23 protein-coding genes and 1 pseudogene are annotated in these 26,662 nt (G+C 42.5%); 11 read left to right on the forward strand and 13 right to left on the reverse strand.

Features of this window, described 5'->3' with window-relative positions; all coding sequences use genetic code 11:
- Nucleotides 1-70: 70 nt before the first annotated feature.
- The 12 genes and pseudogenes from QE404_RS04390 to QE404_RS04445 form a co-directional block, all read right to left on the reverse strand.
- Nucleotides 71-2,281: a RelA/SpoT family protein gene (locus QE404_RS04390; RefSeq protein WP_307447011.1), complete on the reverse strand. Its 2,211-nt coding sequence runs from the start codon at nucleotides 2,279-2,281 to the stop codon at nucleotides 71-73.
- Nucleotides 2,282-2,390: 109 nt separating this feature from the next.
- Nucleotides 2,391-2,756: a hypothetical protein gene (locus QE404_RS04395; RefSeq protein WP_307447014.1), complete on the reverse strand. Its 366-nt coding sequence runs from the start codon at nucleotides 2,754-2,756 to the stop codon at nucleotides 2,391-2,393.
- A gap of 262 nt (nucleotides 2,757-3,018) precedes the next feature.
- Nucleotides 3,019-4,930, reverse strand: a pseudogene (acs, locus tag QE404_RS04400) (acetate--CoA ligase).
- Between the two features lie 51 nt (nucleotides 4,931-4,981).
- Complete coding sequence (locus tag QE404_RS04405; RefSeq protein WP_307453724.1) at nucleotides 4,982-6,871, reverse strand: AMP-binding protein; 1,890 nt, start codon at nucleotides 6,869-6,871, stop codon at nucleotides 4,982-4,984.
- 120 nt (nucleotides 6,872-6,991) lie between these two features.
- Nucleotides 6,992-7,357 carry a response regulator transcription factor gene (locus QE404_RS04410; RefSeq protein WP_307447017.1) on the reverse strand — a complete coding sequence of 122 codons (366 nt, stop codon included), beginning with the start codon at nucleotides 7,355-7,357 and terminating at the stop codon, nucleotides 6,992-6,994.
- A gap of 22 nt (nucleotides 7,358-7,379) precedes the next feature.
- Complete coding sequence (locus QE404_RS04415) at nucleotides 7,380-10,058, reverse strand: ATP-binding protein (RefSeq protein ID WP_307447019.1); 2,679 nt, start codon at nucleotides 10,056-10,058, stop codon at nucleotides 7,380-7,382.
- Complete coding sequence (locus tag QE404_RS04420; protein ID WP_307447022.1) at nucleotides 10,051-10,242, reverse strand: hypothetical protein; 192 nt, start codon at nucleotides 10,240-10,242, stop codon at nucleotides 10,051-10,053. Before QE404_RS04420 ends, QE404_RS04415 begins: the two co-directional genes overlap by 8 nt.
- 2 nt (nucleotides 10,243-10,244) lie before the next feature.
- A complete protein-coding gene (locus QE404_RS04425; RefSeq protein WP_307447025.1) occupies nucleotides 10,245-10,718 on the reverse strand; it encodes a GNAT family N-acetyltransferase in 474 nt (157 codons plus the stop codon).
- 58 nt (nucleotides 10,719-10,776) lie between these two features.
- Complete coding sequence (locus tag QE404_RS04430; RefSeq protein WP_307447028.1) at nucleotides 10,777-11,004, reverse strand: DUF6814 family protein; 228 nt, start codon at nucleotides 11,002-11,004, stop codon at nucleotides 10,777-10,779.
- A gap of 42 nt (nucleotides 11,005-11,046) precedes the next feature.
- Nucleotides 11,047-12,627: an MFS transporter gene (locus QE404_RS04435; protein WP_307447030.1), complete on the reverse strand. Its 1,581-nt coding sequence runs from the start codon at nucleotides 12,625-12,627 to the stop codon at nucleotides 11,047-11,049.
- Between the two features lie 48 nt (nucleotides 12,628-12,675).
- Nucleotides 12,676-14,055 carry a porin gene (locus tag QE404_RS04440; protein WP_307447035.1) on the reverse strand — a complete coding sequence of 460 codons (1,380 nt, stop codon included), beginning with the start codon at nucleotides 14,053-14,055 and terminating at the stop codon, nucleotides 12,676-12,678.
- A gap of 224 nt (nucleotides 14,056-14,279) precedes the next feature.
- The gene (locus QE404_RS04445) at nucleotides 14,280-14,696 is read right to left on the reverse strand and encodes an IS1/IS1595 family N-terminal zinc-binding domain-containing protein (protein ID WP_307447037.1); all 417 of its coding nucleotides are present in this window, start codon (nucleotides 14,694-14,696) and stop codon (nucleotides 14,280-14,282) included.
- Between the two features lie 161 nt (nucleotides 14,697-14,857).
- Here QE404_RS04445 and QE404_RS04450 point away from each other — a divergent pair, with 161 nt between their 5' ends.
- From QE404_RS04450 to argH, 8 genes are all read left to right on the forward strand, one after another.
- Nucleotides 14,858-15,454 (forward strand): GNAT family N-acetyltransferase, encoded by a 597-nt coding sequence (locus QE404_RS04450; RefSeq protein WP_307447040.1) that lies wholly within the window; start codon nucleotides 14,858-14,860, stop codon nucleotides 15,452-15,454.
- A complete protein-coding gene (locus tag QE404_RS04455; RefSeq protein ID WP_307447042.1) occupies nucleotides 15,426-16,622 on the forward strand; it encodes an argininosuccinate synthase in 1,197 nt (398 codons plus the stop codon). The genes QE404_RS04450 and QE404_RS04455 overlap by 29 nt, the downstream gene beginning before the upstream one ends.
- An 82-nt stretch (nucleotides 16,623-16,704) precedes the next feature.
- A complete protein-coding gene (gene argC / locus QE404_RS04460; RefSeq protein ID WP_307447045.1) occupies nucleotides 16,705-17,667 on the forward strand; it encodes an N-acetyl-gamma-glutamyl-phosphate reductase in 963 nt (320 codons plus the stop codon).
- Between the two features lie 67 nt (nucleotides 17,668-17,734).
- Nucleotides 17,735-18,904, forward strand: coding sequence for an aspartate aminotransferase family protein (locus QE404_RS04465; protein ID WP_307447048.1), 1,170 nt, complete (start codon nucleotides 17,735-17,737; stop codon nucleotides 18,902-18,904).
- Nucleotides 18,905-19,073: 169 nt separating this feature from the next.
- Nucleotides 19,074-20,033 (forward strand): N-acetylornithine carbamoyltransferase, encoded by a 960-nt coding sequence (locus tag QE404_RS04470; protein ID WP_307447051.1) that lies wholly within the window; start codon nucleotides 19,074-19,076, stop codon nucleotides 20,031-20,033.
- An 89-nt stretch (nucleotides 20,034-20,122) separates the two neighbouring features.
- On the forward strand, nucleotides 20,123-20,917 hold the full coding sequence (gene argB / locus QE404_RS04475; RefSeq protein ID WP_307447054.1) for an acetylglutamate kinase: 795 nt from the start codon (nucleotides 20,123-20,125) through the stop codon (nucleotides 20,915-20,917).
- On the forward strand, nucleotides 20,892-21,974 hold the full coding sequence (locus QE404_RS04480) for a M20 family metallo-hydrolase (RefSeq protein WP_307447057.1): 1,083 nt from the start codon (nucleotides 20,892-20,894) through the stop codon (nucleotides 21,972-21,974). The genes argB and QE404_RS04480 overlap by 26 nt, the downstream gene beginning before the upstream one ends.
- A 75-nt stretch (nucleotides 21,975-22,049) precedes the next feature.
- Nucleotides 22,050-23,354 carry an argininosuccinate lyase gene (argH, locus tag QE404_RS04485; protein ID WP_307447060.1) on the forward strand — a complete coding sequence of 435 codons (1,305 nt, stop codon included), beginning with the start codon at nucleotides 22,050-22,052 and terminating at the stop codon, nucleotides 23,352-23,354.
- 106 nt (nucleotides 23,355-23,460) lie between these two features.
- Here argH and QE404_RS04490 read toward each other — a convergent pair whose 3' ends face one another.
- Complete coding sequence (locus tag QE404_RS04490; protein WP_100077394.1) at nucleotides 23,461-23,922, reverse strand: Lrp/AsnC family transcriptional regulator; 462 nt, start codon at nucleotides 23,920-23,922, stop codon at nucleotides 23,461-23,463.
- Between the two features lie 242 nt (nucleotides 23,923-24,164).
- Here QE404_RS04490 and QE404_RS04495 point away from each other — a divergent pair, with 242 nt between their 5' ends.
- The 3 genes from QE404_RS04495 (at nucleotide 24,165) to QE404_RS04505 (ending at nucleotide 26,643) form a co-directional block, all read left to right on the forward strand.
- Entirely contained in the window at nucleotides 24,165-25,055 is an 891-nt protein-coding gene (locus QE404_RS04495; RefSeq protein WP_307447065.1) for an aspartate carbamoyltransferase catalytic subunit, read from the forward strand.
- A 113-nt stretch (nucleotides 25,056-25,168) separates the two neighbouring features.
- Nucleotides 25,169-26,242, forward strand: coding sequence for a carbamoyl phosphate synthase small subunit (locus tag QE404_RS04500; RefSeq protein WP_307447066.1), 1,074 nt, complete (start codon nucleotides 25,169-25,171; stop codon nucleotides 26,240-26,242).
- Between the two features lie 50 nt (nucleotides 26,243-26,292).
- On the forward strand, nucleotides 26,293-26,643 hold the full coding sequence (locus tag QE404_RS04505; RefSeq protein ID WP_307447068.1) for a four helix bundle protein: 351 nt from the start codon (nucleotides 26,293-26,295) through the stop codon (nucleotides 26,641-26,643).
- The last annotated feature ends 19 nt before the right edge of the window (nucleotides 26,644-26,662 follow it).

The following is a 26,662-nucleotide window of genomic DNA, read 5'->3' on the forward strand; positions in this document are numbered from 1 at the left end:
CAAGTAAAATAGAGCAGGTAAATTTGCTGCTGCTGTTTAAAATTTTAGATGATGGGGATTATATAATCCATTATGACTGAAGCCGTCTTACTCTGGAAACGCCGTTGATGTCTTTCAGCTTTTTAAATGTCTGTTCCAGCTGGCTTTTATTTTTCACTTCGAGGTTAATGCTTCCGGTAAATACACCGTCATTGGATTCAATAGACATGCTCTTCATATCCATTCCCATGGAGCCGCTGATTACGGTTGTAATATCGTTGATCATTCCCATACGGTCCAGCCCTTCAATCTCTATTTTCACCCTGTTTTTAAAGCTTTCCTCATTCACCCATTTGGCGGGGATCACGCGGTAGTCATACTGGGCCCTGAGATTGATGGCATTCGGGCAGTTGTCACTATGCACCTTAATGCCCTCGGAAATGGTTATAAAGCCGAAAATTTTATCTCCGGGAATTACCGTACAGCATTTGGCATAAGAGTAATTCAGTTTTTCTTCATCTTTTCCGAAGACAATCATGTCAAGATTCTGCTGTTTCGGTTCCTCGATATGCTGGGCTTTCGTAGGCGACTTCCTAAACCTGGAAAGCAGGTTGTTGAATACATTCTTGCTTTCGATGTACTTCCTCAGGCTGCTGGCATCCAGTTCATTGCTCTGGAATTTTAAAAACAGTTCCTGGGATGTTTTCAGGTTGAAAAATTTTTGCAGCTTATTGACTTCTTCATCATTAAAGTTAATCTTGGCATGACGGAGTTTCCGTTGAAGGATTTCCTTCCCGTCATCTACCAGTTGATTTTTCTGTGAATTTAGATAGCTTTTGATCTTGGACTTCGCTTTGGAGGTCACAACAAATTCCAGCCAGTCAGATTTAGGTTTCTGGTTTTGGGAAGAAAGGATTTCTACCTGGTCTCCGTTCTGCAATTTATAGGAAATGGGCACGAGTTTACCGTTGATCTTGGCACCGAGGCATTTCATGCCCAGGTCTGAGTGGACGGAAAAGGCAAAGTCGAGTGCGGTTGCATTTGTAGGAAGGATCTTGATTTCCCCCTTCGGCGTAAAGACAAATACTTCTTTGGAGTACAGGTTAAGTTTGATATTATCCAGAAGCTCTGAAGTGGTGAGGTTCTGCTGCTGTTCCAGCACTTCACGGATTTCCGTTACCCATTTCTCGAAATTACGGTCTTCCGAACTTTGTTTGTAGCCTTCCTTGTATTTGTAATGTGCAGCGACCCCTTTCTCAGCAATTTCATCCATCCTTTCGGAACGGATCTGTACCTCGATCCATTTCTTATCAGGTCCAAGCACCGTTAAATGTAAACTTTCATATCCGGTGGAGCGTGGCTGTGTAATCCAGTCCCGCATCCTGGAAGGATTGCTGTGGTATACATCCGTTACGATAGAGTAAATCTTCCAGGCCAGGAATTTTTCATTCTTCGCATCCGATTTATAAATGATCCTGATGGCGTAATTATCGAAAACCTCTTCAAAAGTTACCCCTTGTTTCAGCATCTTCCGATAAATCGAAGAAATGGCTTTTGCACGACCTTTGATGGTGAAATTAAGGCCTTCTTCCTTCAGTTTTTCCGAAACTTCTTTTTTAAATTCCTCGATATACCGTTCACGGTTTTCCTTTGCCAGCTCAAGCTTGGAGGTAATTTCGTTATAAACCTCAGGATTATTGTATTTCAGGGAAAGGTCTTCCAGTTCAGATTTGATGTTATACAGGCCCAGGCGGTGAGCTAAGGGTGCGTATATGTATACGGTTTCAGAAGCGATTTTCTTCTGCTTATCCGGAGCCATGCTCTGCAGCGTACGCATATTGTGCAGCCGGTCTGCAATTTTAATCAGGATCACCCGGAAATCTTCGGACAGTGTAAGAAGCAGCTTCCTGTAATTTTCAGATTGTACCGAAATGTTCTGATGGTTCATGATGGAGATCTTCGTGAGACCATTAACAATATCCGCAATCTTTTCCCCGAAAATCTTTTTCAGGTCATCATAGGTATAATCGGAATCCTCAATGACATCATGCAGCAGGGCACATGCGATGGAAGTGGCTCCTAATCCGATCTCGGTCGCAACAATTTTTGCTACGGCAATAGGATGGTAAATGTAAGGTTCGCCAGTTTTTCTTCTCTGATCTTTATGGGCATCCAATGCAATATCAAATGCCTTTCGGATAAGTTTATTATTCTCCTCATCCAAAGTCCTGTATGTATTCGAGATCAGATCTTTATATCTGGCAAGAATCTCTTTATTTTCCTGTTCTAAGTCGTAACTCATCGGTTCAAAAGCCTATATTCTAACGAAAATACGAAATTTTCCAGACTTTTCAAATAACAAAATCCGTAAGCGTTCTTACGGATTATATAAAAGGTGACATGAAGTAATTTTAAAATTTCACTTCGGAATCCATTCCATTACTCGTTCCTTTGATTTTAATATCGGGGCTGGTATGGATTTCCGCCTTATTCCTCGCATCAATATATCCTTTAATGGTATTATAATGAGCCTGCTCTATATTCATATTTTCGAAAGTATAGGTTTTAAGAGCTTCGTTGCGGCTGAAAATATATTTGGCATTTTCTGCCTGTTCAAGGTCTTTTACCGCTACGCTGGCCATATACTGTGAATGAAGATGGTTGTCATCGAGGTAAACAATGTAATCTGAACTTCCAAATCCTGAATTTTCAAGGTCTGTCTCGAGTTTTTTGTAATCGCTGTTGGGGGCAAATAACCCGGCTACTATATTCGACATAGCTAAAGATTTAATAATTTCTATTTAAATATATGAAAATATAAGTTTATTTTTAATTTATTTATATTAATTAACGGTATTAATTATATGTTCTATACATTTTAATGGTTTGTTTGATGAAATCTATTAAACTATTGTTTAAAAATTGTAAATTTAATTTTAAATATGTTTTATTCCGTATTTGGCTATTTTCTGCGCTGCGTCATACACTCTTAAAACCGGCTAAAATTTCTAAAAAAACGGGCATAAGCCCGTTTGTGTATTAATCAAGTCTTTCGTTTTTAATTTCCTCTACAATCTCTGGATTAAGCAGGGTAGTGATATCCCCGAAATTACTGAAATCACCTTCGGCAATTTTCCTTAAAATCCTACGCATGATTTTACCGGAACGTGTTTTCGGAAGCCCTGGAACGAATTGGATCTTGTCCAGCTTGGCAATAGGTCCTATCTGCTCGGAAATCAGTTGATTGATTTCTTTTTTAAGGTTTTCTTTCTGGCGGCTTTCCCCGGTTTCTTTAAGAATGACAAAGCCGTACAATGCGTTTCCTTTGATGTCGTGAGGATATCCTACAATGGCAGATTCTGCCACCGCCGGATGCTCATTGATGCTGTCTTCGATAGGAGCAGTCCCTAAATTGTGTCCTGAAACAATGATCACATCATCCACGCGCCCTGTGATCCGGTAATATCCGACTTCATCACGTAAGGCACCGTCACCGGTGAAGTATTTGCCCGGGAAAGCGGTGAAATATGTTTCCTTATAGCGTTGATGGTCGCCCCAGATGGTTCTTGCGATTTCCCGGCCATGGAAAACGGATGCACAGGTTTCCGGTAACCTGGTTACCCATGATTTCATTGCGTTTGTCATCCATCAGCACCGGCTGTATTCCAGGCAGGGGAAGGGTAGCGTAGGTAGGTTTGGTAGGGGTTACGAACGGAAGCGGAGAAATCATGATTCCTCCGGTTTCAGTCTGCCACCAGGTATCTACGATCGGGCATCTTTTCTTTCCTACATGATCGTTGAACCAATGCCAGGCTTCATCGTTGATGGGTTCACCTACTGAGCCGATGACTTTCAGAGTGCTGAGGTCATGCTTATCCACCCATTCCGAACTTTCCTTGGCAAGGGAACGGATCGCAGTAGGAGCGGTGTAAAACTGTGTTACCTTATGCTTTTCAATCACTTCCCAGAAACGGTCAGGTTCGGGATAAGTAGGAACCCCTTCAAAAATAACCGTTGTTGCGCCGTTCAGCAGCGGTCCGTACAGGATATAAGAGTGCCCTGTGATCCATCCGATATCTGCTGTGCACCAGTAGATGTCGTTTTCTTTGTAATTGAACACATTCTTGAAAGTGTAAGCGGTATACACCATGTAGCCGGCGCAGGTATGCAGCATGCCTTTCGGCTTGCCTGTGGAGCCGGATGTATACAGGATGAACAGCGGATCTTCCGCATCCATAATCACTGTAACAAAATCCGGGGAAGCCTTTTCGTACAGGTCTTCCATCCAGAAATCCCTGCCGTCCTTCATTTTAATTTCGTTCTTCGTTCTTTTTACAACGAGTACCTTTTTTACGCTGGGCGATTTTTCAAGGGCCTCGTCTACGATGGATTTCAGGTCAAGGACCTTACTGCCTCTGTAGCTGCCGTCTGAAGTGATCACCATTTTAGCACCACAATCATTAACCCTGGAGGAAACTGCGGATGCGGAAAAGCCGGCAAAAATTACCGAATGTACGGCACCCAGCTTTGCACAGGCCAGCATAGCTACTGCCAGTTCGGGGATCATGGGAAGGTAGATGCAGACCCTGTCGCCTTTTTCAATGCCCATATCCCGGAGCACATTGGCGGTTTTATTAACCCTCGTGTATAATTCGTTGTAGGAAATATGCTGCGCTTCTTCTTTCGGATCATTAGGTTCCCAGATAATAGCAGTTTTTTCTCCGCGTACGGAAAGATGGCGGTCCAGGCAGTTTTTGGTGATGTTCAGCTTTGCTCCTTTAAACCAAGCAATCTTGGCTTCGTTCATGTCATATTTTACCACTTTGCTCCATCGCTGATACCATACAAAGTTCTGGTCTGCAATTTTGTCCCAGAATTTTTTTGGGTTTTTAATGGATTTCTTATATTCTTCAAAATAATGCGGTAAATCTTCTATCAGGTAATTTCTCATATCCCGTTTGTTTTTTTTGAATGTTTGTTTATTTAATGTATATATAATTTCTTATTTAGACCTGTACAATTGGATTTTTTCTTGAATTTCCTCAATAATTTTTTCATCATCAATGGTGGATGGCACCTGGAAATCCTTCCCGTCCAGCAGTGTCCTGATCAGCTTCCTCAGGATTTTGCCGGAACGTGTTTTCGGCAGGCGTTTTACCGTCATCACATTCTTAAGGCATGCCACTGCTCCGATCTTCTCCCGTACCATCTTTACAATGTCTGCTTCCAAAGCTTCTTCTGAAATAGCGGATCCGTTTTTCACCACAACGGTGGCAAAGGGAATCTGGCCTTTAAGTTCATCATCAATCCCGACCACAGCACATTCTGCAACATCGGGATGGGATGAAACGATTTCCTCCATTTCCGAAGTAGACAATCGGTGTCCAGCAACATTAATCACATCATCCACTCTTCCTGTAATAAATACATAGCCGTCTTCATCTCGGATCGCTCCGTCTCCTGAGAAATAATAGCCTTTATATTGAGATAGATAGCTGTTAAAAAAGCGTTCATGGTCATTCCAGATCCCGAGCAATGCACCTGGAGGAAGGGGGAGTTTAATAACCAGATATCCTTCGTGATGGGCATCCAGTTCGTAACCGTTTTCATCAAATATTTTGATGTCGTAACCTGGAATGGGCTTACCGGCAGAAGCCCTTTTGATCTTATACTGCTCATCAAAGGTCATGAGCCCAAGCATCGGCCAGCCCGATTCCGTCTGCCACCAGTGGTCTATGGCAGGAACACCAATGTGTTTCTCAAACCAGTCGAGGGTAGACACATCGCATCGTTCTCCGGCCAGGAACTGTTTCCTGAAATGGCTCAGGTCATATTTTTTTACCAGTTCGCCATCCGGATCTTCTTTTTTAATGGCACGGATGGCAGTGGGAGCCGTAAACATCACAGACACTTTATACTCCGAAATGATTCTCCAAAACGTTCCTGCATCAGGAGTCATCACAGGCTTCCCTTCAAAAATAACCGTGGTATTGCGGTTAATTAACGGGCCGTACACGGAAAAGCTGTGTCCAACTGCCCATCCGAAATCCGAAGCGGCCCAATAGGTTTCTCCCGGTGCAACTCCATAAATATATTTCATCGAAAATTTCAGTGCAGTTGCGTAGCCGCCGGTGTCGCGGGTAATGCCTTTCGGTTTTCCGGTGGTTCCGGATGTATACAGTAAGTAAAGCGGATGGGTGGACTCCACCGGAACACAATCTGCCGGCTCCGAACGCTGAACGAGGTCTTCGTAATCGGTAATCCCTTCAAACAATTCATGCCGGTTCTCGGTAAGATGTCTGTTGTATACGATAATATGTTCCACCTTATCCTGTGCCAGTTCGATGGCTTTTTCCACCAGCGGCAGATAAGGAATCCTCCTTGCTATTTCTATGCCTGCGGTGGCAGTAATCAGAGCCCTGGGCTTGCAGTCGTCAATGCGTACTACCAGTTCATGCGGTGCAAAACCGCCGAAAACCACATTATGGATCACGCCAATCCGCGCACAGGCCAGCATGGCAAAAAGGGTCTGCGGAATCATCGGCATGTAAATAACAGCGGTATCGCCTTTCTTTAAACCCAGTGAAATGAGGCCGCCGGCCAGTTTTGAGATTTCTTCCTTAGCCTGGCTGAATGTATAAGTTGACTTCTTGCCGGTTACCGGGGAGTCGTAAATAACAGCAGGCTGGTCGCCGAAGCCATCTTCGATGTGCTGATCGATGCAGAGGTGGCAGATATTCAGTTCACCATCAGCAAACCATTGTGGATAACCGTTTTCACCGTCCGTAAGGATCTGTTCCGGAAATTTCGTCCAGCGGATTTCTCCGGCCTGTTCTTTCCAGAATTGTGCTTTGTGTTCTATGCTTCTGTTAAACAAATCTTCCATATCCATAATAATTTTGTGTTTTTAGGCAGCTTTTATTGTCTGGTTACCTGCAGAGTAATGAATCCGACAGAATGCTAAAACTCCTTTAATTCGCTTTGTTACTCATTAACCATTGCTCATTGCCCATTATCCATTGCTCATCTCCTCAATCTGCTGCATCAGCCGCTTGATTGAATAAGGCTTCGTGACATAGGCGTCTGCACCCATTTCCAGGCCTTTTTCAATATCTTTCGGATTGTTTTTGGCACTCAGGAAAATCACTTTTGTATTTTTCAGCCGTTCTTCCTTACGGATGATTTCCAGGGTGCTGTATCCATCCAGATTCGGCATCATAATATCCAGGAGGATGACATCCGGAACCATGGTTTTAAGGAAATCCAGGACTTCTGTTCCGTCGCGTGCAATATAGACATCATAACCGTTCTTTTTAAAACTGTATTCCAGTGACATTAATATTTTGTGTTCATCATCTGCAATAATGATCTTTTTCATAGCGTTTTCTTATCGTTCAACTTCATGTTTTTTGTGTCTGGGCGGGAAGGTGTATGATGAAAGTGACACCCAGCCCGCTGTTCTCTGCCCGGATTGTTCCGCCATGATTCTGGATGATTTTCCTGCAGATGGCCAGCCCGAGCCCGCTGCCGGCCTGTTTTAAAATATTCTGGTTTTTCGACTGGTAAAATTTGTCGAAAATCATTTCCAGGTCTTCTTCAGGAATATGTTTTCCTGTGTTGAAGATGGTGATGATCAGCTCCTGTTCCCGTGTGAAAAACTTGGCCTGTATTGTTCCCTGCTCATCGGTAAACTTTAAGGCATTTCCCAAAATATTCTGAAAAAGCTGGATCATCCGGGCTTCATCATATTCAAAGATAAAATGATTCAGGAGATTAACCTCACTGATGTGGATATTTTTCTGCTGAATAAGGTGCAGAAGGGGATTCAGGGCTTTCCTGTAGGTTTCAAGGATGTTATTTTCACTGATGTTCAGAGCAATTTCCCCGTGCTCCAGTTTGTCAAGGTACAGGATATCGTTGATTATTTCACTTAGCCGGTCCGATTCCGTAATGATGTTGTTTAAAAATTCCTTTTTGATTTCCGGGGGGATATCATCGTCGTCAGCAAGGATCTCTCCGGCAGAGCGGATAGCGGTAATCGGTGTCCGCAGTTCATGGGCTACAGAATCCAGGAAGTCGTCTTTCTGCCGGTCCTTGATGATCAGGTTATCATTGGCATTCCTCAGGTCATCAGAAAGCTTCTTCAGTTCCTGAGACTGTTCTGTCAGTTTTTTATTTAAAATAATGTTCTCTTTAGATTCTTCCAGGATATTCAGTACTTCCTTAAGTGAAATTTTATCTTCTTTGGTTACGCCCTCAATAAGGATTTTAGCTGAAGCCGTCCCGATCCTTCCCGCGAGAAGGTTTTCGGAAAATTTAATGAACCGGGAATCTGCCGTTTCAGCCTCTGAATCAATATTGTATTTCAGATTGAATATGCGCATCGCCTGTTCGGTTTTCTTCGGGCCTAAAAAACGGACAAGGATATTCCGGATATCCGATACATAGGCAGTTCCGCGCCAGATAAAGGCATTCTCATGGTTCTGGATGTATTTGTCGATATCCACATACAGTTCTGCAAAATTCCGTTCCCGGTAATTGCCCCTTTTACTTACCGAGATTACCGCAAAAAGACCGGTATTGACCAGTAATGACCAGAAAAAAATCTCCGGGATCCTTCCCAGGTAAGGAATGTCAAAAAAACGGAATGAATCGTACATGATCCTCAGGACCCCTTTAAACTCCTGGTTGTAGGAGAAATAATATTGCGGGATGATCAATCCGAAGTAGCAGATAACCACTCCTGCCACCAGACCCGCAAGCACACCCTTATAGCTTCCGCGCCTCCAGAAAATAGCTCCGAAATAAGCAGGTGCCAGTTGGGCAATGATCACAAAAGAAATCAGTCCCACCGAATCCAGGGACGTTTTCAGGATAAAATATTTATAAAAAACGAATGCCATGATGATCAGCCCAAAAATGCTGAACTTCCTGATCCGTGTAATATTCCGGTTATTATTGGCTTCATCTTCTGCCTTGAATTTCCCCAGCAGCCCGTACGGAATGATCATGTTATTGGAAAGCATGATGGATAAGGTGATGGATGAAATGATGATCATGGAAATGCTGGAACTTAACCCTCCCAGAAACACCAGTACCGTAACTAATGTATTGTTAAAGTACTGTGGAATGAGGATCGAGTAAAACTCCGGGTTAACGTTCTGTCCGTTAAAAATCAATCTTCCTCCCCAGGCAATCGGGAAGATAAATAAAGTGAAGACCAAAAGATAGAGCGGGAAAAACCAGATGGCAGTCTTGATATGTTTTTCCTGCCTGTTTTCAATAATGGCAGTATGGAACTGCCTTGGCAGAAGACAGATGGCGGTACCGGAAATCATGCACAGGACCATCCAGTTTAAGGCTCCCTCGATTCCGTTGAAGGTATTTTTGGCTTTAAAGTCGCTGAACCGGCTGGCTCTTTGATAGATGTCTGAAAATCCGTCAAATACGAAATAAATAACGAATAATCCCAGGATGATGATGAAAAAAAGCTTTAAAAAACTTTCCAGGGCGATGGCTGAGACAATTCCCAGTCGTTTTTCAGAAGCGTCCACATACCTTGTTCCGTAATAAGAAGAAAAGACGGCGATCAGTACTACGACAAATGTTGCGCTGTCTGTTAAAATATTTTTTGATACTCTGGTTTCCGTAACCAGGTGGAATGTTTCAGAAATGGCTTTGATCTGCAATCCGATGTACGGAATGATGGCAAAAAGGCAGACCAGGGTAATAATTGCACTCAGGCTTCTGCTGTTACCATAACGGAGGGAAATAAAATCGGCCAGGCTGCTGATCTTGTTGATCCTGGAAATCCGGACGATCCTGGTATTGATATAGATCCAGGCCGGAATCACAATAATAGGTCCTATGTAGATCGGGAGATAGTTGAGTCCGCTGGTCGCCGCAACGCCAATACTTCCGTAATACGTCCAGGCTGTACAATACACGGCAAGGGATAAGGCATAAATATACGGGTTGTTGATCCAGAGCTTGCTTTTCTTCTTCTCTGCCAGGTAGGCAACGAAGAACAAAAGGGCCAGATACAGCAAAACCACGGAGAACAGTGCGAAACTACTCATATTTTTTCACGATTACAAAGGCGATGATGACCGCAGCCATCCATAAAGCAAAAATATACACCAGCAGCATCGGGTATCCCAGGACCTCCTGCTCACTGTTAAAAAGCAAAGAGACCGGAATGCTGAAAGCCACCATCAATCCGATACTCAGCAAGATCAGTTTCTGTTCATGTCTCTTTTTCATAACTATTTTAGTTCTTTCCTGAAGCATACAGCTTCTTCACGTCCAATGTAAATACCATAATTTTCAATGACTTCATATCCTTTTTTCAGATAGAACTTCACGGCATTATCATTTTTTTTGCGGGTTTCCAGGCAGATGTATTTGTAGTCAAATTGTTTTGCCGCCATTTCTAATGCTGAAAGAATTTTTCCGCCTAATCCTATGTTTTTTTTAAGGGAAAACATTCGTTTAACTTCACATACTTCCGATGAAATAGGGCGCAAACCTCCGCAGGCTACAGCCTGGTCATCATGTAAAGCAATGAGAAATAGAGCATTCTCCTGAGCAAAGTCGTCAAGGTTTGCACCTTTGCTTCCGCTCTCACCAGAGATTGTAATAAGAGAATCATTTAATCTGTGGATCAGATCACGAACTCTGTTGTCATCAGAGGGACGAGAAATTGCTTTAATGGTGATGTCCATTTTTATACTGGTCATGTTTGATAAAAGATAATTGATGAATGGGGCATTCATCAATTATCTGTTTATATTGTTGTTAAATCTTATCGTCGGAATATTCTCCTGTTAAGGCATAATATCCGAAAACCGCCATCCCGCCTGATATTATCGGCATCAGTACAAAGAGAATGATGATGCCAAACACCAGGTCTTCCTGTTTTCCGGATGCTATTTTCGGGATTCCCAATACTGTAATTCCGAAATAGCCCACGATTACTGCGACAGCAATCCAGAGGATGCCTAATAACTTTTTTACTATATTCATTTTAATAGTTTTAAAATTAATAAAAATTTGAGTGATTCAGTACTAATCATGGAGATTATTGTTCTTATTTTTAAGATAAAATAATCCGATGATGAGGCAGACGGTTGCAACACCGATAGGATACCAGAGTCCTTCAAGGTACCAGCTGCTATGCCCCGCTTCTTTTCCGGTTGTCACAAGGTAAGTGGCTACGGCAGGAAGCAGTCCGCCAAACACCCCGTTTCCGATGTGGTATGGTAACGACATCGACGTATAACGGATGCGTACAGGAAACATTTCCACCAGGAAGGCCGCAATTGGTCCATATACCATCGTTACAAAAATCACCTGGAGGAATACCATGAGAACCAAATACCATTTTGTGTCATCACTAAGCTTTACCGACTGGGTGACTTTAGGTTCTTCAGCTTTACCTTCTTTTATTACCAGACCGCTTGGAGACCAGTGTACGATACTGTCTTTTTTCGCTAATGTCCCATCGGTATAAAGCGTTTCTTTATGGAAGGTAATCAAGCTGTCCGTTGTGATTTTATCATGAATTTTTGCGGTCCTCTTTTCCGTAATGCCATTGGCGGCTACGGTTTTGTTTTCAAAGTTTACGCTTTTGAACATGGAGCCATAAATCGGCCTGTAGGCTAAAATGGCGACCAGCATTCCGGTCATCATCACGGCTTTTCTTCCTATCTTATCCGAAAGCCATCCAAAGAACACGAAAAAGGGAGTTCCCAGAAACAGGGCCGTAGCCATCAGGGAATCCACCTGTGCAGATTCCACATTCATGACTTTCTGCAAGAAGCTCATCGCATAGAACTGTCCGGTATACCAGATTACACCCTGTCCCATGGCCGCTCCGAACAGGGCCAGCAAAACGAATTTGAAATTGAATTTGTTCCCGAAACTTTCTTTTAAAGGATTTTTGGATGTTTTCCCTTCACTTTTAGCTTTAGCAAAAAGCGGAGACTCTTTCATGTTTTTTCTGATGATATAGGAAATCCCTACCATAAGGATCGAAATCCAGAACGGAATTCTCCATCCCCAGCCATCAAATTCTTCTGCAGAAAGGGTGGTTTTGGTCACCAGGATGACAATCAGGGAAATAAAGAGCCCTGCCGTGGCAGTCGTCTGGATCCATGAGGTCCAGTAACCGCGCCGGTGGGGTTGTGCATATTCTGCCACATAGGTAGCGGCACCGCCATACTCGCCCCCTAAAGCCAGTCCTTGCAGTAATCTCAGGATCAGTACCAGTACGGGAGCCAAAAATCCGATGGTTTCATAGCTTGGGATACATCCGATAAGGAAGGTAGAGAACCCCATGATCAGTAAGGTAACCAAAAAAGTATACTTTCTTCCGATCAGGTCGCCCAGCCGCCCGAAAAACAAGGCGCCGAAGGGTCTTACCACGAATCCTGCCGCAAAAGTAGCCAGAGTGGATAAAAATGCAGCAGTAGGATTGTCTGCCGGAAAAAATTTAGTGGCCAGGACCACAGCCAGGCTTCCGAAGATATAGAAGTCGTACCATTCGATCAGGGTACCGAGTGAGGAAGCAGTGATCACGCTCCAGATGGTGCGGTTCTTCTGCTTCTCGGTCATATTTTCGTAGCTTTCATAGTGCTTTTCGCTCATAGTGCTTGATTTTGTTTTGTTAATAAATTAAAGGGTTATGCGGAATTGTTACAGGTAAATCTGAAACTGGACAATGAACTCTCCTTTGGAGGTCGGACTTTCCGTTGGACTTGTGTAGACGGGCCGGGTGGAATATTGAGTGGTGATTTTCGCATGATGGCCATCGATGAACCAGTTGGCTCCTACATCAAACTGGGAGGAAGATTTGGTGAATGCTTCAAAATCCTTATGGGTAAATGCCGCAAAAGGCTGAATTCTGATCTTTGGTTTTTCTGCCTGGCTTGGTAACAGTAAGCCTGCCTGTGCATAGATAATATTCCCTGTTCCAATCGTCGGCTGAAGGTTTCCGGGGCCTGCAATGGCTCTGTTCCCTACAAAATTCGGATCGGAGGCTGCGATATTCATGGTTCCGAGATTGCGGACGTAATTGGGTCCGAACTGATAATTATAGTATCCTGCATAAGCGGAAACAGCCATCTTATTTTTGGCATTCCCCAACGGGATATCGGCGAATGCATCCACTGCGAAAAGGGTGATGTCATGCTTTTCAATATTGGAATTCACTGAGGTCCTGGTTCCGTCAGCCTGATGGTAAAATCCGGCACCCAGATTAAATACTTTTTTAGTCCCGAGGTAAGAACCAACTTTGAACGGCAATGTGTTGGATTCTTCATCCAGGAACTGGTACTCAATATAACCTGCTTTTGAAAAACTAGGGTTTCCGTTGTTGTCTACCGCTACTGCACGGGCAGGATCAGTTGCATTAACCGGTGTTAAATCTGTTGCAAAAGGCTTATTGAGACTGAATCGGTACTCCAATTTTCCACATTTTCCTTTGGCGAAAAAGCCTAGCTGTCTAGCAAACTGGTCAGAGCTATCGATCAGTGGCCAGCTGAAAACAGGAGAGTCCAGCGTCAGAAAATTAAGCGTGGATGCCATGGTCATCCGGGACAGTCCCATATAATAATGTAGCCCTGCACCCAAAGATAAACTGAATTTTCCGGCTTCTCCCGGCATTAATACAGCATATTCATTCCAGGCATCATGAAAAAACAGCTGGGTCTTTTTCCCGTTTCCGTTTCCTCCGGTTCCCGTAGTTCCGGGTGCCCCGCCATTGATAAAGGTTTGATTATTGATCCCGAAGTGCAGGAGAATCATGTATCTTTTAGAAATCTGTGCATATGCCAGTGCTCTTAGTCTGCGGTTTCCCACGTTCCAGGAGTTGTCAGTAGGTTCGCCGCCTACCATACTTCCCGGATTCATTTCGGTATTTCTCAGCCAGAACTGGTCCCATAAAATGAACCGGACATATTTATCTCCCTGTTGGTTCAGGTTGAGTTTCAGTCCGCTGCCATAATCAGGAGAACCTTGTGCATATAGGGAAGTGCCCATTAGAGCCAATCCAATGCAAGTGAGTATTTTCTTCATAAATTATTAATATTTGGCATTGTTTTTTATGAATGCCAAATTGTAATTAATAATTTAGTTATGAAAATTTAATATATATTAGTGGTAATGGTATAGGTGGGTGATAAGCAATAACTAAAATGATGATTGATAAATGATGAATAATGATTGATATTATTATAATTACAACAACGGTTGATTATCGTAACACCATATAAAATCCATAATCCATAATTATTCATGGCTCAGCGTTTAAATCTTTCCCATTTGATCAGCATATACTTATCTGCAAACTGCGTAATGATCAGGCCGGCGTTGGTAAGGTTTTCTTCTTTAGAAATATATTCGGTAAGTTCGTTTTGCTTCAGGATTTTGTAGACCGGGTGAAATTCAGAATGCGGCGGCCGGGTGATGTTGTATTTTTTGATCCAGGAGCTGATGGTGACGTGGGAAACACCCAGGATGCGTTCTATCTCACGGTAGCTTAAGCCTTCCAGATACAGTTGAAGCGCTTTGGTTACATAATAGTCATCAATTTGCTTTCCAAGTTTCCTGACTGTAAAGTAATACCCGCAGTTTTTGCAGTGGAACCGTTGTTTATCGTTAATGATACCGCTTTTTACGGTGTTGCTGCTTCCGCATTTCGGGCAAATATTTTCCATAACCTATATCTTTTTAGCAAATATATAATAATCTAGCAATATATTAATTTAACACAAAGATAAATTAACTTTTTAATAATATTTTAAGCTAAAAATTATCTCTAATATTTGTTTTTTAAAGTAATAATATTTTAAATTTGTCGAAAAATTCAGATAAATAAATGGAAATAGAAATTTCCTCATGCAAACATCTGATGTATGTACATGAAATACAGCAGGAAATGTATGACTCTGCGCAGCGGAGAGGAACAGGAATTGCCAAGCGTTCACTGGAATATTTGAGCAAAAAGATTTCGGAAGGCAATGCCGTAGTCGCTACCCAGAATGGGAAGTGGGCAGGGTTCTGTTATATAGAAACCTGGTCTCACGGGCAGTTTGTGGCCAATTCCGGGCTCATTGTCTCTCCTGAATTCAGGAACGGCGGTGTTGCCACCCTGATCAAGAAGAAGGTATTTAAGCTGTCCAGGGAAAAATATCCGGATGCAAAAATATTCGGATTGACTACAGGTCTTGCCGTGATGAAGATCAACAGTGAACTGGGGTACAAGCCGGTGATCTATTCTGAGCTGACTCAGGATGAGGACTTCTGGAATGGCTGTAAAAGCTGTGTAAACTATGAAATATTAATGAAAAAGGAACGTAAAAACTGCCTGTGCACAGCCATGCTGTTTGTTCCGGAAATACATACAACGAAAGCTGCTGAAAAAGTTCAGCCCAAAAATGAATATAATGAAGAAAAAAGTCGTCTTAGCATTTAGCGGAGGTTTAGATACCTCATACTGCGCCAAATATCTCAGTGAAACCTTGGGATATGAAGTGTATGCCGTTACCGTGAATACCGGAGGTTTTTCTGAGGAAGAGGAAAAAGAACTGGAACAGAAAGCCCTGAATCTCGGCGTAAGACAGTACAGGTGCGTTAAAGCTCAGGAGGATTATTATAATTCATGTGTAAAATACCTCATTTTCGGGAATGTGCTGAAAAATAATACCTATCCGCTTTCCGTAAGTGCAGAAAGAACCATTCAGGCGCAGAAAATTGCCGAATATGCTATTGAGACCGGAGCTGATGCCATTGCTCATGGAAGTACGGGGGCAGGAAATGACCAGGTGCGTTTTGATCTGATTTTTCAGGTGATGTGTCCGGATGTGGAAATCATCACGCCAATCCGTGATCTGGCTTTATCCCGTGAGGACGAGATTGAATTTCTGAAAGATCATGGCTATGAAATGGAATTTGCAAAAGCGCAGTATTCTGTTAATAAAGGGCTTTGGGGAACTTCGGTAGGCGGAAAAGAAACGCTCACCTCCAGGAATTACCTGCCGGAAGAGGCTTTCCCTTCACAGATCAGCCAGAGAGAGCCTTCGGAGCTGGAAATTGAATTTAAGAACGGAGAGATTAAGTCTGTTAACGGACAACCCTATGATCATCCGGTCTATGCGATACAGGCTATTGAGAAACTGGCTTCAGCATATGGAATAGGACGTGATATCCATGTAGGGGATACTATTGTGGGGATCAAAGGAAGGGTAGGCTTTGAAGCTGCGGCGGCCTCGGTGATTATTAAAGCCCATCATTTATTGGAAAAGCACACGCTTTCAAAATACCAGCAGATGATTAAGTCGCAATTGTCCGACTGGTATGGTAACTGGCTTCATGAGGCCCTTTTCCTTGACCCGGTGATGCGGAATATAGAATGCCTCCTGACCGATTCCCAGAAAACAGTGACCGGAAAGGTCTTCATAACCCTTCATCCCTACAGGTTTATCCTGAACGGAATAGAATCTGACCATGATCTGATGTCTGATCAATTCGGAAGCTATGGAGAAGCTAACAGGGCCTGGACGGGAGATGATGTAAAAGGATATACCAAAATTCTAAGTAATTCGCTGAATATCTATCATCAGATCAATAAGACGAATAACTGATCGGAACATAGATGGGTTTAAAAAATAAATTTTAAAAAATGCAGAATTTGATTCTGATAAGCAAAATGATCATTTTAAATATATGAAAACAGCAGGAATTATAGGCGCTAACGGCTATACAGGCAGTGAGCTGATCCGCCTTCTGGCTTTTCATCCTCAGGTGTCATTACGTTTTTTATACAGCCGTTCGCATCCTGGAACTAAAATCTCCGATTTTTATCCTGATCTGGTGGAAATATGTGATATGGAGCTGACAGACCGGCCGGAAGAAGTCGATATTCTTTTTCTCTGCCTGCCACATAAAGAAAGCAGGAACTGGCTCAGTCAGAATCCGGTGGGAGATGAGGTACTGGTTATAGATCTGGGCAATGATTTCCGTCTTGATGCGAATTTCGGGAACAGGGATTTTATCTACGGATTGCCGGAAATCAACAGAAAACAGCTCGCAGGTGCCAAAAGCATTGCCAATCCGGGATGTTTTGCCACTGCGATCCAACTGGCATTGCTGCCATTGGCTGAAAAGGGATTGTTGAAGGAGGTATATACCACAGGAATTACCGGTTCTACAGGAGCCGGCCAATCATTACAGTCTACGACGCATTTTACCTGGAGGAATGATAATATTTCGGCTTACAAGACCTTGACCCATCAGCATGTGGATGAAATCGTGCAGCAGCTGGATGCTTTCAATCATAGCGATGTACAGCTGAATTTTGTTCCGTGGAGGGGCGATTTTACAAGGGGGATTTTTACCAGTTCTACCGTAAAAACAGAAGTAGGACGTTCATATATCGAGCAATTGTTTAAAGAGTTTTATGAAGGAGAACCTTTTGTAAAGGTAAGTGAAAAAGCAATTGATCTCAAGCAGGTTGTCAATACCAATCGCTGTGTGATTCATATAGAAATGAGTGGAAATGTTTTGGTAGTTCACTCAGCGATTGACAATTTGCTGAAAGGTGCTTCAGGACAGGCGGTGCAGAATATGAATATTGCCATGGGCTGGGAAGAAAACCTGGCACTGAACCTGAAAGCAGTAGTGTTTTAGGTGAATGGCAATAAATCAATAGTGAATTTATCATTCATCAATTATCAATCATTATTTATAACAAAACATGAATTTATTCAACGTATATCCATTATTCAACATTAATCCTGTAAAAGCTCAGGGCTCTTTTCTCTGGGATGACAAAGGACAGCAATACCTTGATTTTTACGGAGGCCATGCCGTGATTTCCATCGGGCATAACCATCCGCATTATCAGAAGACCTTAAAAGAGCAGTTAGACAAGATTTCTTTTTATTCCAATTCTGTGCAGAACGAACTGCAGACTGAGTTGGCTGAAAAGCTCGGCCGGATATCAGGATATGAGGATTACAGCCTTTTTCTCTGCAATTCCGGTGCGGAAGCCAATGAAAATGCATTAAAGCTCGCTTCGTTTCATAACGGTAAAAGCAAGGTTGTGTACTTTTCCGGCTCTTTTCACGGAAGGACTTCAGCGGCTGTTTCCGTAACAGATAATCCGAAAATAGTAGCTCCGGTGAATTATGATGAAAGATTCATCAGATCTGAATGGAATAATACCGGACAGCTTGAAGATATTTTTGAAAAGGAGGGAACTGAAATTTCATCTGTGATCATTGAAGGAATCCAGGGTGTAGGAGGAGTAATGATTCCTGATGCGGCATTCTTAATGCGGATCAAGGAATTATGCCAACAATATGATGCCGTGCTGATTCTGGATGAAGTACAGTCGGGCTACGGAAGGAGCGGTTATTTCTTTGCCCACCAGGAATATGGGATCCAGCCGGATCTTATTACCACAGCGAAGGGAATGGGCAACGGATTCCCGATCGGAGGCGTCCTGATCCATCCTGAATTTCAGGCTACGAACGGATTGCTGGGTACCACATTCGGAGGAAACCATCTGGCCTGTGCAGCAGCCATCGCCGTCCTGGATGTGATGAAGGATGAAAACCTGATGGAAAATGCCCGGATTATGGGTGATTATATCGAAGAGAAAATTAAAATGTTGCCGCATATCCGCTCCATAAGGCGCAAAGGACTGATGATTGGAATTGAACTCGACAGAGATTGCGCGGAAGTGAGAAGCAGGCTTTTGTATGACCATCATATTTTCACAGGAAATTCCAATGATAAGGCTGTATTGAGGATTCTTCCGGCACTCAATATTAAAAAAGAAGAAACTGATCTGTTTATAAATGCACTGAAAACAGTTTTGGAAGGCTTAACCACAGAAGCCGCAAAAGCATTGACACATTAAGAACAGTTTTGATCTCAATATAAAAAGAACACAGACTACAGGCATCTGTGAACATCTGTGTTACCTGTGGGGCATAATTTAACCACAACTTAGCAACAGCTTTGATATATCAGGGATATCTGTGTTATAATTAAAATCCTGATGGCTAAAGCTCATAAAATGTATTACAATGAAAAAATTCACCGGTGTAAGTGATGTAGAAAACTTACAGGAAATCATAAAAAAAGCGTTACAGATCAAAAAAGATCCCCTCTCGGAAACAGAGAAGGGAAAAGGTAAAACCATCGGACTGGTATTTTTGAATTCCAGTCTGAGAACCCGCCTCAGCAGCCAGATTGCAGCACAGAATTTAGGCTTGAATGTCCTGACTCTAAATGCTGCCCAGGAAGCCTGGAACCTTGAATTTGCCGACGGAGCTATCATGAACGGGGATACAGTGGAACACATCAAAGACGCTATTGAAGTTCTGAACCAGTACTGCGATATCATTGCAGTGCGTTGTTTTGCAGGAATGAAAAGCAAGGAAGATGATGTTAACGAAAGTATTTTAAGCCAGTTTGAAAAACATGCGAAAGTCCCGGTCATTTCCCTGGAATCTGCTACGAGACACCCTTTGCAGAGCCTGGCAGACTGTATCACCATCACAGAAAACTGGACAGAAGAACGAAAGCCGAAAGTGGTACTTACGTGGGCGCCGCATATCAAACCTATCGCTCATGCAGTAGGAAATTCATTCGCAGAATGGATGCAGGAAATGGAGGTGGATTTTGTTATCGCCAATCCGGCAGGTTATGATCTGGACAGGAATTTCACAAAAGATGTTGAAGTGATCCATGATCAGGAAGAAGCTTTGAAAGATGCAGATTTTATCTATGTAAAAAACTGGTCGTCGTTTGATGAGTATGCGGCCATGCCTGAAGTAAAAGATAGCTGGATGCTGACCAATGAGAAGCTTTCTGTTACCAACAATGCTAAAGTCATGCACTGCCTTCCGGTACGCCGGAATGTGGAACTGAGTGATGAGGTGATGGACGGAAAAAATTCCATCATTTATGAGCAGGCAAAAAACAGGATATTTTCAGCCCAGGCAGTATTTTCCGAAATATTGGATGGACTGGATTCCCAGTAGCACCTTTACATAGGACTTGAACTGAAGTGGTCCTTGTCAAGGTTAAAAAAACTTGACAAGGATATCAGGAGACATTTAATGCATCAGTAATGAAAGAAAAATTATACATTATTAAAATAGGGGGCGCGCTCATCGATGATGAGGAGCTGCTGGAACAGTTCCTTGAGCAGTTTTCCGGAATTCAGGAGAAAAAAATCCTGGTTCACGGAGGCGGAAAGCTGGCCAATACATTAGCTGATAAACTGGGTGTGGAACAGAAAATGGTCAACGGGCGTAGGATTACCGATAAAGATACACTGGATATTGTCGCTATGGTCTATGCTGGCGGAATCAATAAAAATATTGTCGCAAAACTACAGCAAAAAAAATGTAAGGCAATAGGTTTTTCAGGTGCGGATGCAAATCTCATTAAAGCAAAAAAAAGAGTGCATGCAGAAATTGACTTCGGGTTTGTAGGTGATATTACGGAGAAAAGCGTAAACAGGAAACTGATCTCAAAATTGCTTAAGCTAAAGCTGGTTCCGGTATTTTCGGCCATTACCCATGATAAAAAAGGCCATCTTTTCAATACCAATGCCGATACGATTGCATCAGTGCTTGCACAGGCCCTGTCTGTAAAGTTTGATGTGGAGTTATTATATTGCTTTGATAAAGAAGGAGTTTTGGAAGATGTTAATAAACCGGAATCCGTTATTAAAAATATCTCTGAGGAGGCATTCTCCAAGCTTAAAAACGAAGGTAAGCTGCATAAAGGAATTCTGCCTAAGCTTGAAAATGCCATAGGAGCCGTAAAAAATAATGTTGGCAGAGTATTCCTGATCAAAGAGACCGAACTTAAAAACCATATAGAAAACCATCATGCAGGAACTGAAATCTGTCTATAGTAGAGAGGAATTGCTGAATAACGCCGTTGAATTGCTGAAGAAACTGATTGAAATCCCTTCATTCAGTAAAGATGAATTTAACACCTCTGTAGAGATTGAAAATTTTTTCAAAAAACACAGGATTCCGACCAAACGTTTTAAAAATAATATCTGGGCAGTAAACAAACATTTTGATGTTTTCAAGCCGTCAATATTGCTGAACACGCATCATGATACGGTAAAGCCTAACAAGGCATATACATTGGATCCTTTTGTTGCAGTGGAAAAAGAAGGCAAATTATATGGGCTCGGGAGTAATGATGCTGGTGCCTCCCTCGTCTCTATGGCACAGGTTTTTTTGCATTTTTATGAACAGGAAAATCTTACCTATAATCTGATCATTGCCCTCACTGCTGAAGAAGAGATTTCCGGTTTTGACGGAATAGAAGCATTGTTTCCTCAACTTCCGAATATCGAGCTGGCTATTGTCGGGGAACCTACGCAGATGAATCTTGCAATTGCTGAAAAAGGGCTTCTGGTGATTGACGGAGAAATGAAAGGAACAGCATCTCATGCAGCGCATCCTAACCACGATAATTCAATCGTAAAATGCATGGCGGATCTTCAGAATATCCTGAATTTCAGGTTTCCAAAGGTTTCTGAACATTTGGGTGAAGTAAAGATCACCCTTTCCGGAATTCATGCCGGTATGCAGCATAATGTGGTTCCGGAATCCTGCACATTTACGCTTGACGTAAGGGTGACGGATGAATATTCCAACCGGGAAGCGTTTGAGATCATACAATCTCAGATGGAATCTGCTTTAACGGCGCGTTCATTCAGGTTAAATTCATCAAAGATCGCTATGGACCATCCTTTTGTACAGGCCGGACTGGAGATCGGAAGGACTACCTACGGCTCGCCTACATCATCGGACCAGGCTATCATTCCCTGTACATCGGTTAAGCTTGGGCCCGGAGACAGTACGCGCTCCCATACTGCGGATGAATTTGTGTTCATCAATGAAATTGCAGAAGGGATCGACATTTACATCAGGATTTTGGAAAAGGTTTTGTGAACCGCAAAACAGAAGATAGTAGACCTGAAATCTGTTATCGGAGATCTGAAATCTAACCCTTTAAATTAAAAGAATATGAAAAAGATATGGCAGAAAGACGATGTGGCCGCCAATAAACTCGTCAGCAAATTTACAGTAGGAAAAGACCTTGAGTTCGATGAACGCCTGGCAAAATATGATGTTAAAGGTTCTATGGCCCACTGTACCATGCTGGCTGAAATAGGGATTATTTCTCCCGAAGAATCACAACAGATGCTTGCAGTGCTGGAAGAAGTTCTGCAGGATATTAAAGCCGGGATATTTGAAATAGATCCCCGAGCAGAAGACATCCATTCGCAGATTGAATCTGTTTTGATTGAAAGGCTGGGAGATACCGGAAAGAAAATCCACACGGCAAGGTCACGGAACGACCAGGTTTTGCTGGATATCAAGCTTTATATATTGGATGAAATCCGTGAAATTACAGCACGGACAGATGAATTCTTTCAGTTGTTGATTCAGCTGGCTGAACAGCATAAAAATGTCCTGTTACCAGGCTATACCCATTTGCAGATTGCGATGCCTTCCTCCTTCGGGCTTTGGTTCGGTGCTTATGCAGAGGCACTGCTGGATGACGCTGAACTGTTGTTTTCGGTTAAAAATATCATCAATAAAAATCCTCTGGGCTCTGCAGCTGGCTATGGCTCCTCATTCCCGATTGACCGTGAAAGTACAACGTACCATTTAGGATTTCAGTCCATGAATTACAATTCAGTCTATGCCCAGATGACCCGGGGTAAAACAGAGAAACTGTTGGCCATGGCCATGGCTGCTCTGGCAGGAACATTGGGGAAATTCGCATATGATGTCTGCCTGTATTTGAGCCAGAACTTTGATTTCATCAGCTTTCCGAAAGAGTTTACAACCGGAAGCAGCATTATGCCGCACAAGAAAAACCCGGACATCTTTGAACTGGTCCGCGCACGATGCAATAGAATCCAGTCCCTGCCCAATGAGTTTATCCTGCTGACCAACAATCTGCCTTCAGGATACCATCGTGATATGCAGCTGACCAAAGAAATTCTCTTTCCGGCTATTGACTCCTTAAAAGAATGCCTGGAAATACTGAATTATGCATTGCCGAACATTCAGGTGAAAGACGGAATTTTAGAAGATGAAAAATACAAATACCTGTTCAGCGTGGAAAAGATTAATGAAGAAGTAAAAAAGGGGAGTTCATTCCGGGACGCTTATATTAAAGTCGGACAGGAAATTGAAAACAATGCGTTTGATTTTGAAGCAAAGGAGCTGAACCATACCCATCAGGGAAGCATCGGGAACCTGTGCCTGGATAAGATCGAATACCAGTTTAATAAAGTAAAGCACAAATTGCTGGGATAACCGTCCGGTATTGCAATCGTATAAGAGGTTAACAGATAAACCGAAAATAAACCTGATTGATTTCCTCAGTGGATTTTTAACCTCTTATATATACTGAATCCTGAAATCACTCCAGGTCAATCTTAAACCGGGTCGATTTTTTCACCTCGTGAAGTACGATTGAGCTGTGGTACTGACCGATATTCGGGATATTGGAAATGACATTTACGGCGAAATCATTATAGGAATTGATGTCTTTGGCAATAATCTTCAACATATAATCATATTCGCCGGAAAGGCTGATGATCTCCTGGACTTCATCGTATTTCCCGATATTTTTCTCAAAGGTTTCGAGGACCTTCTTGGATTGCTCTTTAAGGCGCACATTACAGTAGACTACAATATTCAGTCCCAGTTTTTCGCGGTTTAACAGCCCAACGTATTTTTCTATGATGCCCTGCTTTTCAAGCTGTTTGATGCGCTCGTAAGTAGGGGTGAAGGTAAGCCCTATTTTTTCCGAGATTTCTTTAACAGATAGAGTAGAATCATTCTGGATGATGCTGAGAATCATTTTGTCTTTTAAGTCCATAAATAAGAATAACAATGGGTAGCAACAAAAGTATTAAGAAAAAATGAAATAAAATTGATAAATTTCTTTAAATTATTGTCATATGATTTTGCTGTTTTCGCTGTTTGTTGTATCTTTGCACCTAATGAATAACACAGTATTTATATCATTAGGATTACCGGGCGAAGACGCCCTTTACGATATTTATTTATTTTAAGCGAAGATATTTTCTTCGCTTTTTTTTTGTAAAAAATTTAAAAATTATGTTTACGATTACAGAACTAAGTACAGAGAGGATCAACCGTATAGTAAAAGAAGCGTTGGCATTTGCGGAAGGGAAGACAGCAAGAATTGAAGGCGAGGTTTTCTGTTCCAACCTATTCTTTGAAGACAGCACCAGAACCAAGACCAGCTTTGATATCGCCGAAAGAAAACTTGGCCTTCAGGTGGTTCCGTTTGATGCATCCAACAGTTCGGTAAACAAAGGGGAGAGCTTATATGATACAGTGAAAACCATTGAAAGCCTCGGCGTAAACCTCGTCGTAATCAGGGATAAAAAAGACCGGTATTTTGATGAGCTGAAAAACATCAGCATTCCTATGATCAACGGAGGAGACGGCACCGGGAACCACCCATCGCAGTGTATGCTCGACCTGATGACGATCTACCAGGAATTCGGGAAATTTAAAGGCCTGAAAGTAGGCATCGTAGGCGACGTAAAGCACAGCAGGGTCGCTAATTCCAACGCGGAAGCCCTCAGGAGGCTTGGGGCAAAAGTTTATTTTTCAGGTCCGGAACAGTGGTTCGATGAAGGAGCTTTAATCAACGGAACCTACTTAAGCGTTGACGAAATGATTCATGAAGTGGATGTGCTGATGCTGCTGAGAATACAGCACGAAAGGCACGATGCTAAAATGAGTTTCTCTGCTGCCGAATACCATAGAAAATACGGGTTGACGAAAGAAAGAGAGAAAGCCATGAAAAAAGAGGCTATTATCATGCATCCGGCACCGATCAACAGGGGAGTGGAAATTGATTCCGACCTGGTGGAATGTGAACGGTCAAGGGTCTTCAGGCAAATGCAGAACGGTGTCTTTGCCAGAATGGCGATTTTAAAAGAAGCACTGGAGAAAGAGGGGCATACGTTTAAATAACTGTAAAATGTATGATGTACAACGTATATAGAGGTCAACATGATTAAAATACATTCTACATCTTACAACCGACATAGTATAAAATAAAAAATAATAAGAGATAAAAGTTTACAATGAAGAAAAAATTAATACTGGAGTCCGGTGAAGTGTTTCATGGAGAAGGTTTCGGAACAGAATTGGAAACGGCAGGAGAAGTGGTTTTCAATACCGGAATGACAGGGTATCAGGAGCTTATTTCCGACCCTTCCTACTGCGGGCAGATCGTCTGCATGACGTATCCGCTTATCGGTAATTATGGTATTAACCGTGATGATTATGAGAGTATTGAGCCGGCTATCAAGGGGCTGATCGTAAAGGAACTCTGCGATTTTCCATCCAACTTCCGTACTCAGATTACACTGGATGAACTGTTTAAAAAGAAAAATCTTTCCGGAATCTCCGGCATCGACACCAGAAGGCTGACCAGAGTGCTCCGTAACCACGGGGTAGTAAAAGGAAAGATTGTGAATGCCGATGCAGATGAAAATGCAGTGGTTTCGGAACTGGCTTCAACAACATTCCCAACCAATCAGGTGGAAATGGTGTCTACCAAAACATCTTATGCTAACCCGGGAAGAGGTTTCAAAGTAGTCCTGGTAGATTTCGGTTCCAAATTAGGGATCATCCGCGAGCTCTCCCAAAGAAACTGCGATATCACAGTGGTTTCCCAGGATGTAACGGCAGAAGAAATCTTATTGATGGATCCGGATGGAGTAATGTTGTCTAACGGTCCCGGCGATCCTGAAGACAATCAGCACGCCCTGGAAATGATCCGCGGGATCTTAGGTAAAGTTCCAATCTTCGGAATTTGCCTGGGACATCAGCTGATCGGTCTGGCATGCGGCGCAAAAACATTCAAGCTGAAGTTCGGGCACAGGGGAGGAAACCACCCGGTTTTAGATTTGGAAAAGAACAAGGTGGCCATCACTTCCCAAAACCACGGATATGCCGTAGATCAGGAAAGTTTACAAGATACCGATCTTGTTGAAACGCATATCGCCCTGAACGACCGGACCAATGAAGGTCTGAAACACAAGATCCACCCTTGTTTCTCCGTGCAGTACCACCCGGAAGCCAGCCCCGGCCCGGAAGACGCAAACTATCTGTTTGATGATTTTATCCAGATGATGGAGGATTTTAAGAAATAAGGCAAAGAACCAAGAAGCAAGACACAAGAATTAAGATTAACAGATTACATATGCATCATTTTGAAAAATTATTGTTTTGGCAGAAATCTATTGTATTAGCAAAAAATATTTATCTGGTCTGTCAAAAAATCCATAATGATGAAAAATTTGGATTGATTGCTCAAATTAAAAGATCTGTTATCTCTATTCCGTCAAATATTGCAGAAGGCTCAGGTAGAAACAGTAATAAAGAATTCAATCATTTCCTGGCAATTGCTTTAGGCTCTGCATTTGAAGTACAAACACAGTTAATCCTGATTAAAGAGTTAAATCTTTTATCTGAAGACGAAGTAAATGTATTGTTAGGTGACATTGCTGAAATTCAACGAATGATTTATTCATTTAAAAATAATTTAAAATAAAAAGTCTAAGATCTTGGCT

The organism is Chryseobacterium camelliae, from assembly GCF_030818575.1.
In the GTDB taxonomy this organism is placed as follows: Bacteria; Bacteroidota; Bacteroidia; order Flavobacteriales; family Weeksellaceae; genus Chryseobacterium; species Chryseobacterium camelliae_A.

Excerpts from the sequence above, each read along its gene's own strand:
- QE404_RS04505 (WP_307447068.1), top strand. The coding sequence starts at position 26,293 with ATGCATCATTTTGAAAAATTATTGTTTTGGCAGAAATCTATTGTATTA.
- QE404_RS04410 (WP_307447017.1), bottom strand. The coding sequence starts at position 7,357 with ATGAAAAAGATCATTATTGCAGATGATGAACACAAAATATTAATGTCA.
- QE404_RS04455 (WP_307447042.1), top strand. The coding sequence starts at position 15,426 with ATGAAGAAAAAAGTCGTCTTAGCATTTAGCGGAGGTTTAGATACCTCA.
- argC (WP_307447045.1), top strand. The coding sequence starts at position 16,705 with ATGAAAACAGCAGGAATTATAGGCGCTAACGGCTATACAGGCAGTGAG.
- argB (WP_307447054.1), top strand. The coding sequence starts at position 20,123 with ATGAAAGAAAAATTATACATTATTAAAATAGGGGGCGCGCTCATCGAT.
- QE404_RS04495 (WP_307447065.1), top strand. The coding sequence starts at position 24,165 with ATGTTTACGATTACAGAACTAAGTACAGAGAGGATCAACCGTATAGTA.
- QE404_RS04470 (WP_307447051.1), top strand. The coding sequence starts at position 19,074 with ATGAAAAAATTCACCGGTGTAAGTGATGTAGAAAACTTACAGGAAATC.
- QE404_RS04425 (WP_307447025.1), bottom strand. The coding sequence starts at position 10,718 with ATGACCAGTATAAAAATGGACATCACCATTAAAGCAATTTCTCGTCCC.
- QE404_RS04500 (WP_307447066.1), top strand. The coding sequence starts at position 25,169 with ATGAAGAAAAAATTAATACTGGAGTCCGGTGAAGTGTTTCATGGAGAA.
- QE404_RS04465 (WP_307447048.1), top strand. The coding sequence starts at position 17,735 with ATGAATTTATTCAACGTATATCCATTATTCAACATTAATCCTGTAAAA.
- QE404_RS04440 (WP_307447035.1), bottom strand. The coding sequence starts at position 14,055 with ATGAAGAAAATACTCACTTGCATTGGATTGGCTCTAATGGGCACTTCC.
- QE404_RS04420 (WP_307447022.1), bottom strand. The coding sequence starts at position 10,242 with ATGAAAAAGAGACATGAACAGAAACTGATCTTGCTGAGTATCGGATTG.
- QE404_RS04415 (WP_307447019.1), bottom strand. The coding sequence starts at position 10,058 with ATGAGTAGTTTCGCACTGTTCTCCGTGGTTTTGCTGTATCTGGCCCTT.
- QE404_RS04390 (WP_307447011.1), bottom strand. The coding sequence starts at position 2,281 with ATGAGTTACGACTTAGAACAGGAAAATAAAGAGATTCTTGCCAGATAT.
- QE404_RS04480 (WP_307447057.1), top strand. The coding sequence starts at position 20,892 with ATGCAGGAACTGAAATCTGTCTATAGTAGAGAGGAATTGCTGAATAAC.
- argH (WP_307447060.1), top strand. The coding sequence starts at position 22,050 with ATGAAAAAGATATGGCAGAAAGACGATGTGGCCGCCAATAAACTCGTC.
- QE404_RS04435 (WP_307447030.1), bottom strand. The coding sequence starts at position 12,627 with ATGAGCGAAAAGCACTATGAAAGCTACGAAAATATGACCGAGAAGCAG.
- QE404_RS04430 (WP_307447028.1), bottom strand. The coding sequence starts at position 11,004 with ATGAATATAGTAAAAAAGTTATTAGGCATCCTCTGGATTGCTGTCGCA.
- QE404_RS04395 (WP_307447014.1), bottom strand. The coding sequence starts at position 2,756 with ATGTCGAATATAGTAGCCGGGTTATTTGCCCCCAACAGCGATTACAAA.
- QE404_RS04405 (WP_307453724.1), bottom strand. The coding sequence starts at position 6,871 with ATGGATATGGAAGATTTGTTTAACAGAAGCATAGAACACAAAGCACAA.
- QE404_RS04445 (WP_307447037.1), bottom strand. The coding sequence starts at position 14,696 with ATGGAAAATATTTGCCCGAAATGCGGAAGCAGCAACACCGTAAAAAGC.
- QE404_RS04450 (WP_307447040.1), top strand. The coding sequence starts at position 14,858 with ATGGAAATAGAAATTTCCTCATGCAAACATCTGATGTATGTACATGAA.
- QE404_RS04490 (WP_100077394.1), bottom strand. The coding sequence starts at position 23,922 with ATGGACTTAAAAGACAAAATGATTCTCAGCATCATCCAGAATGATTCT.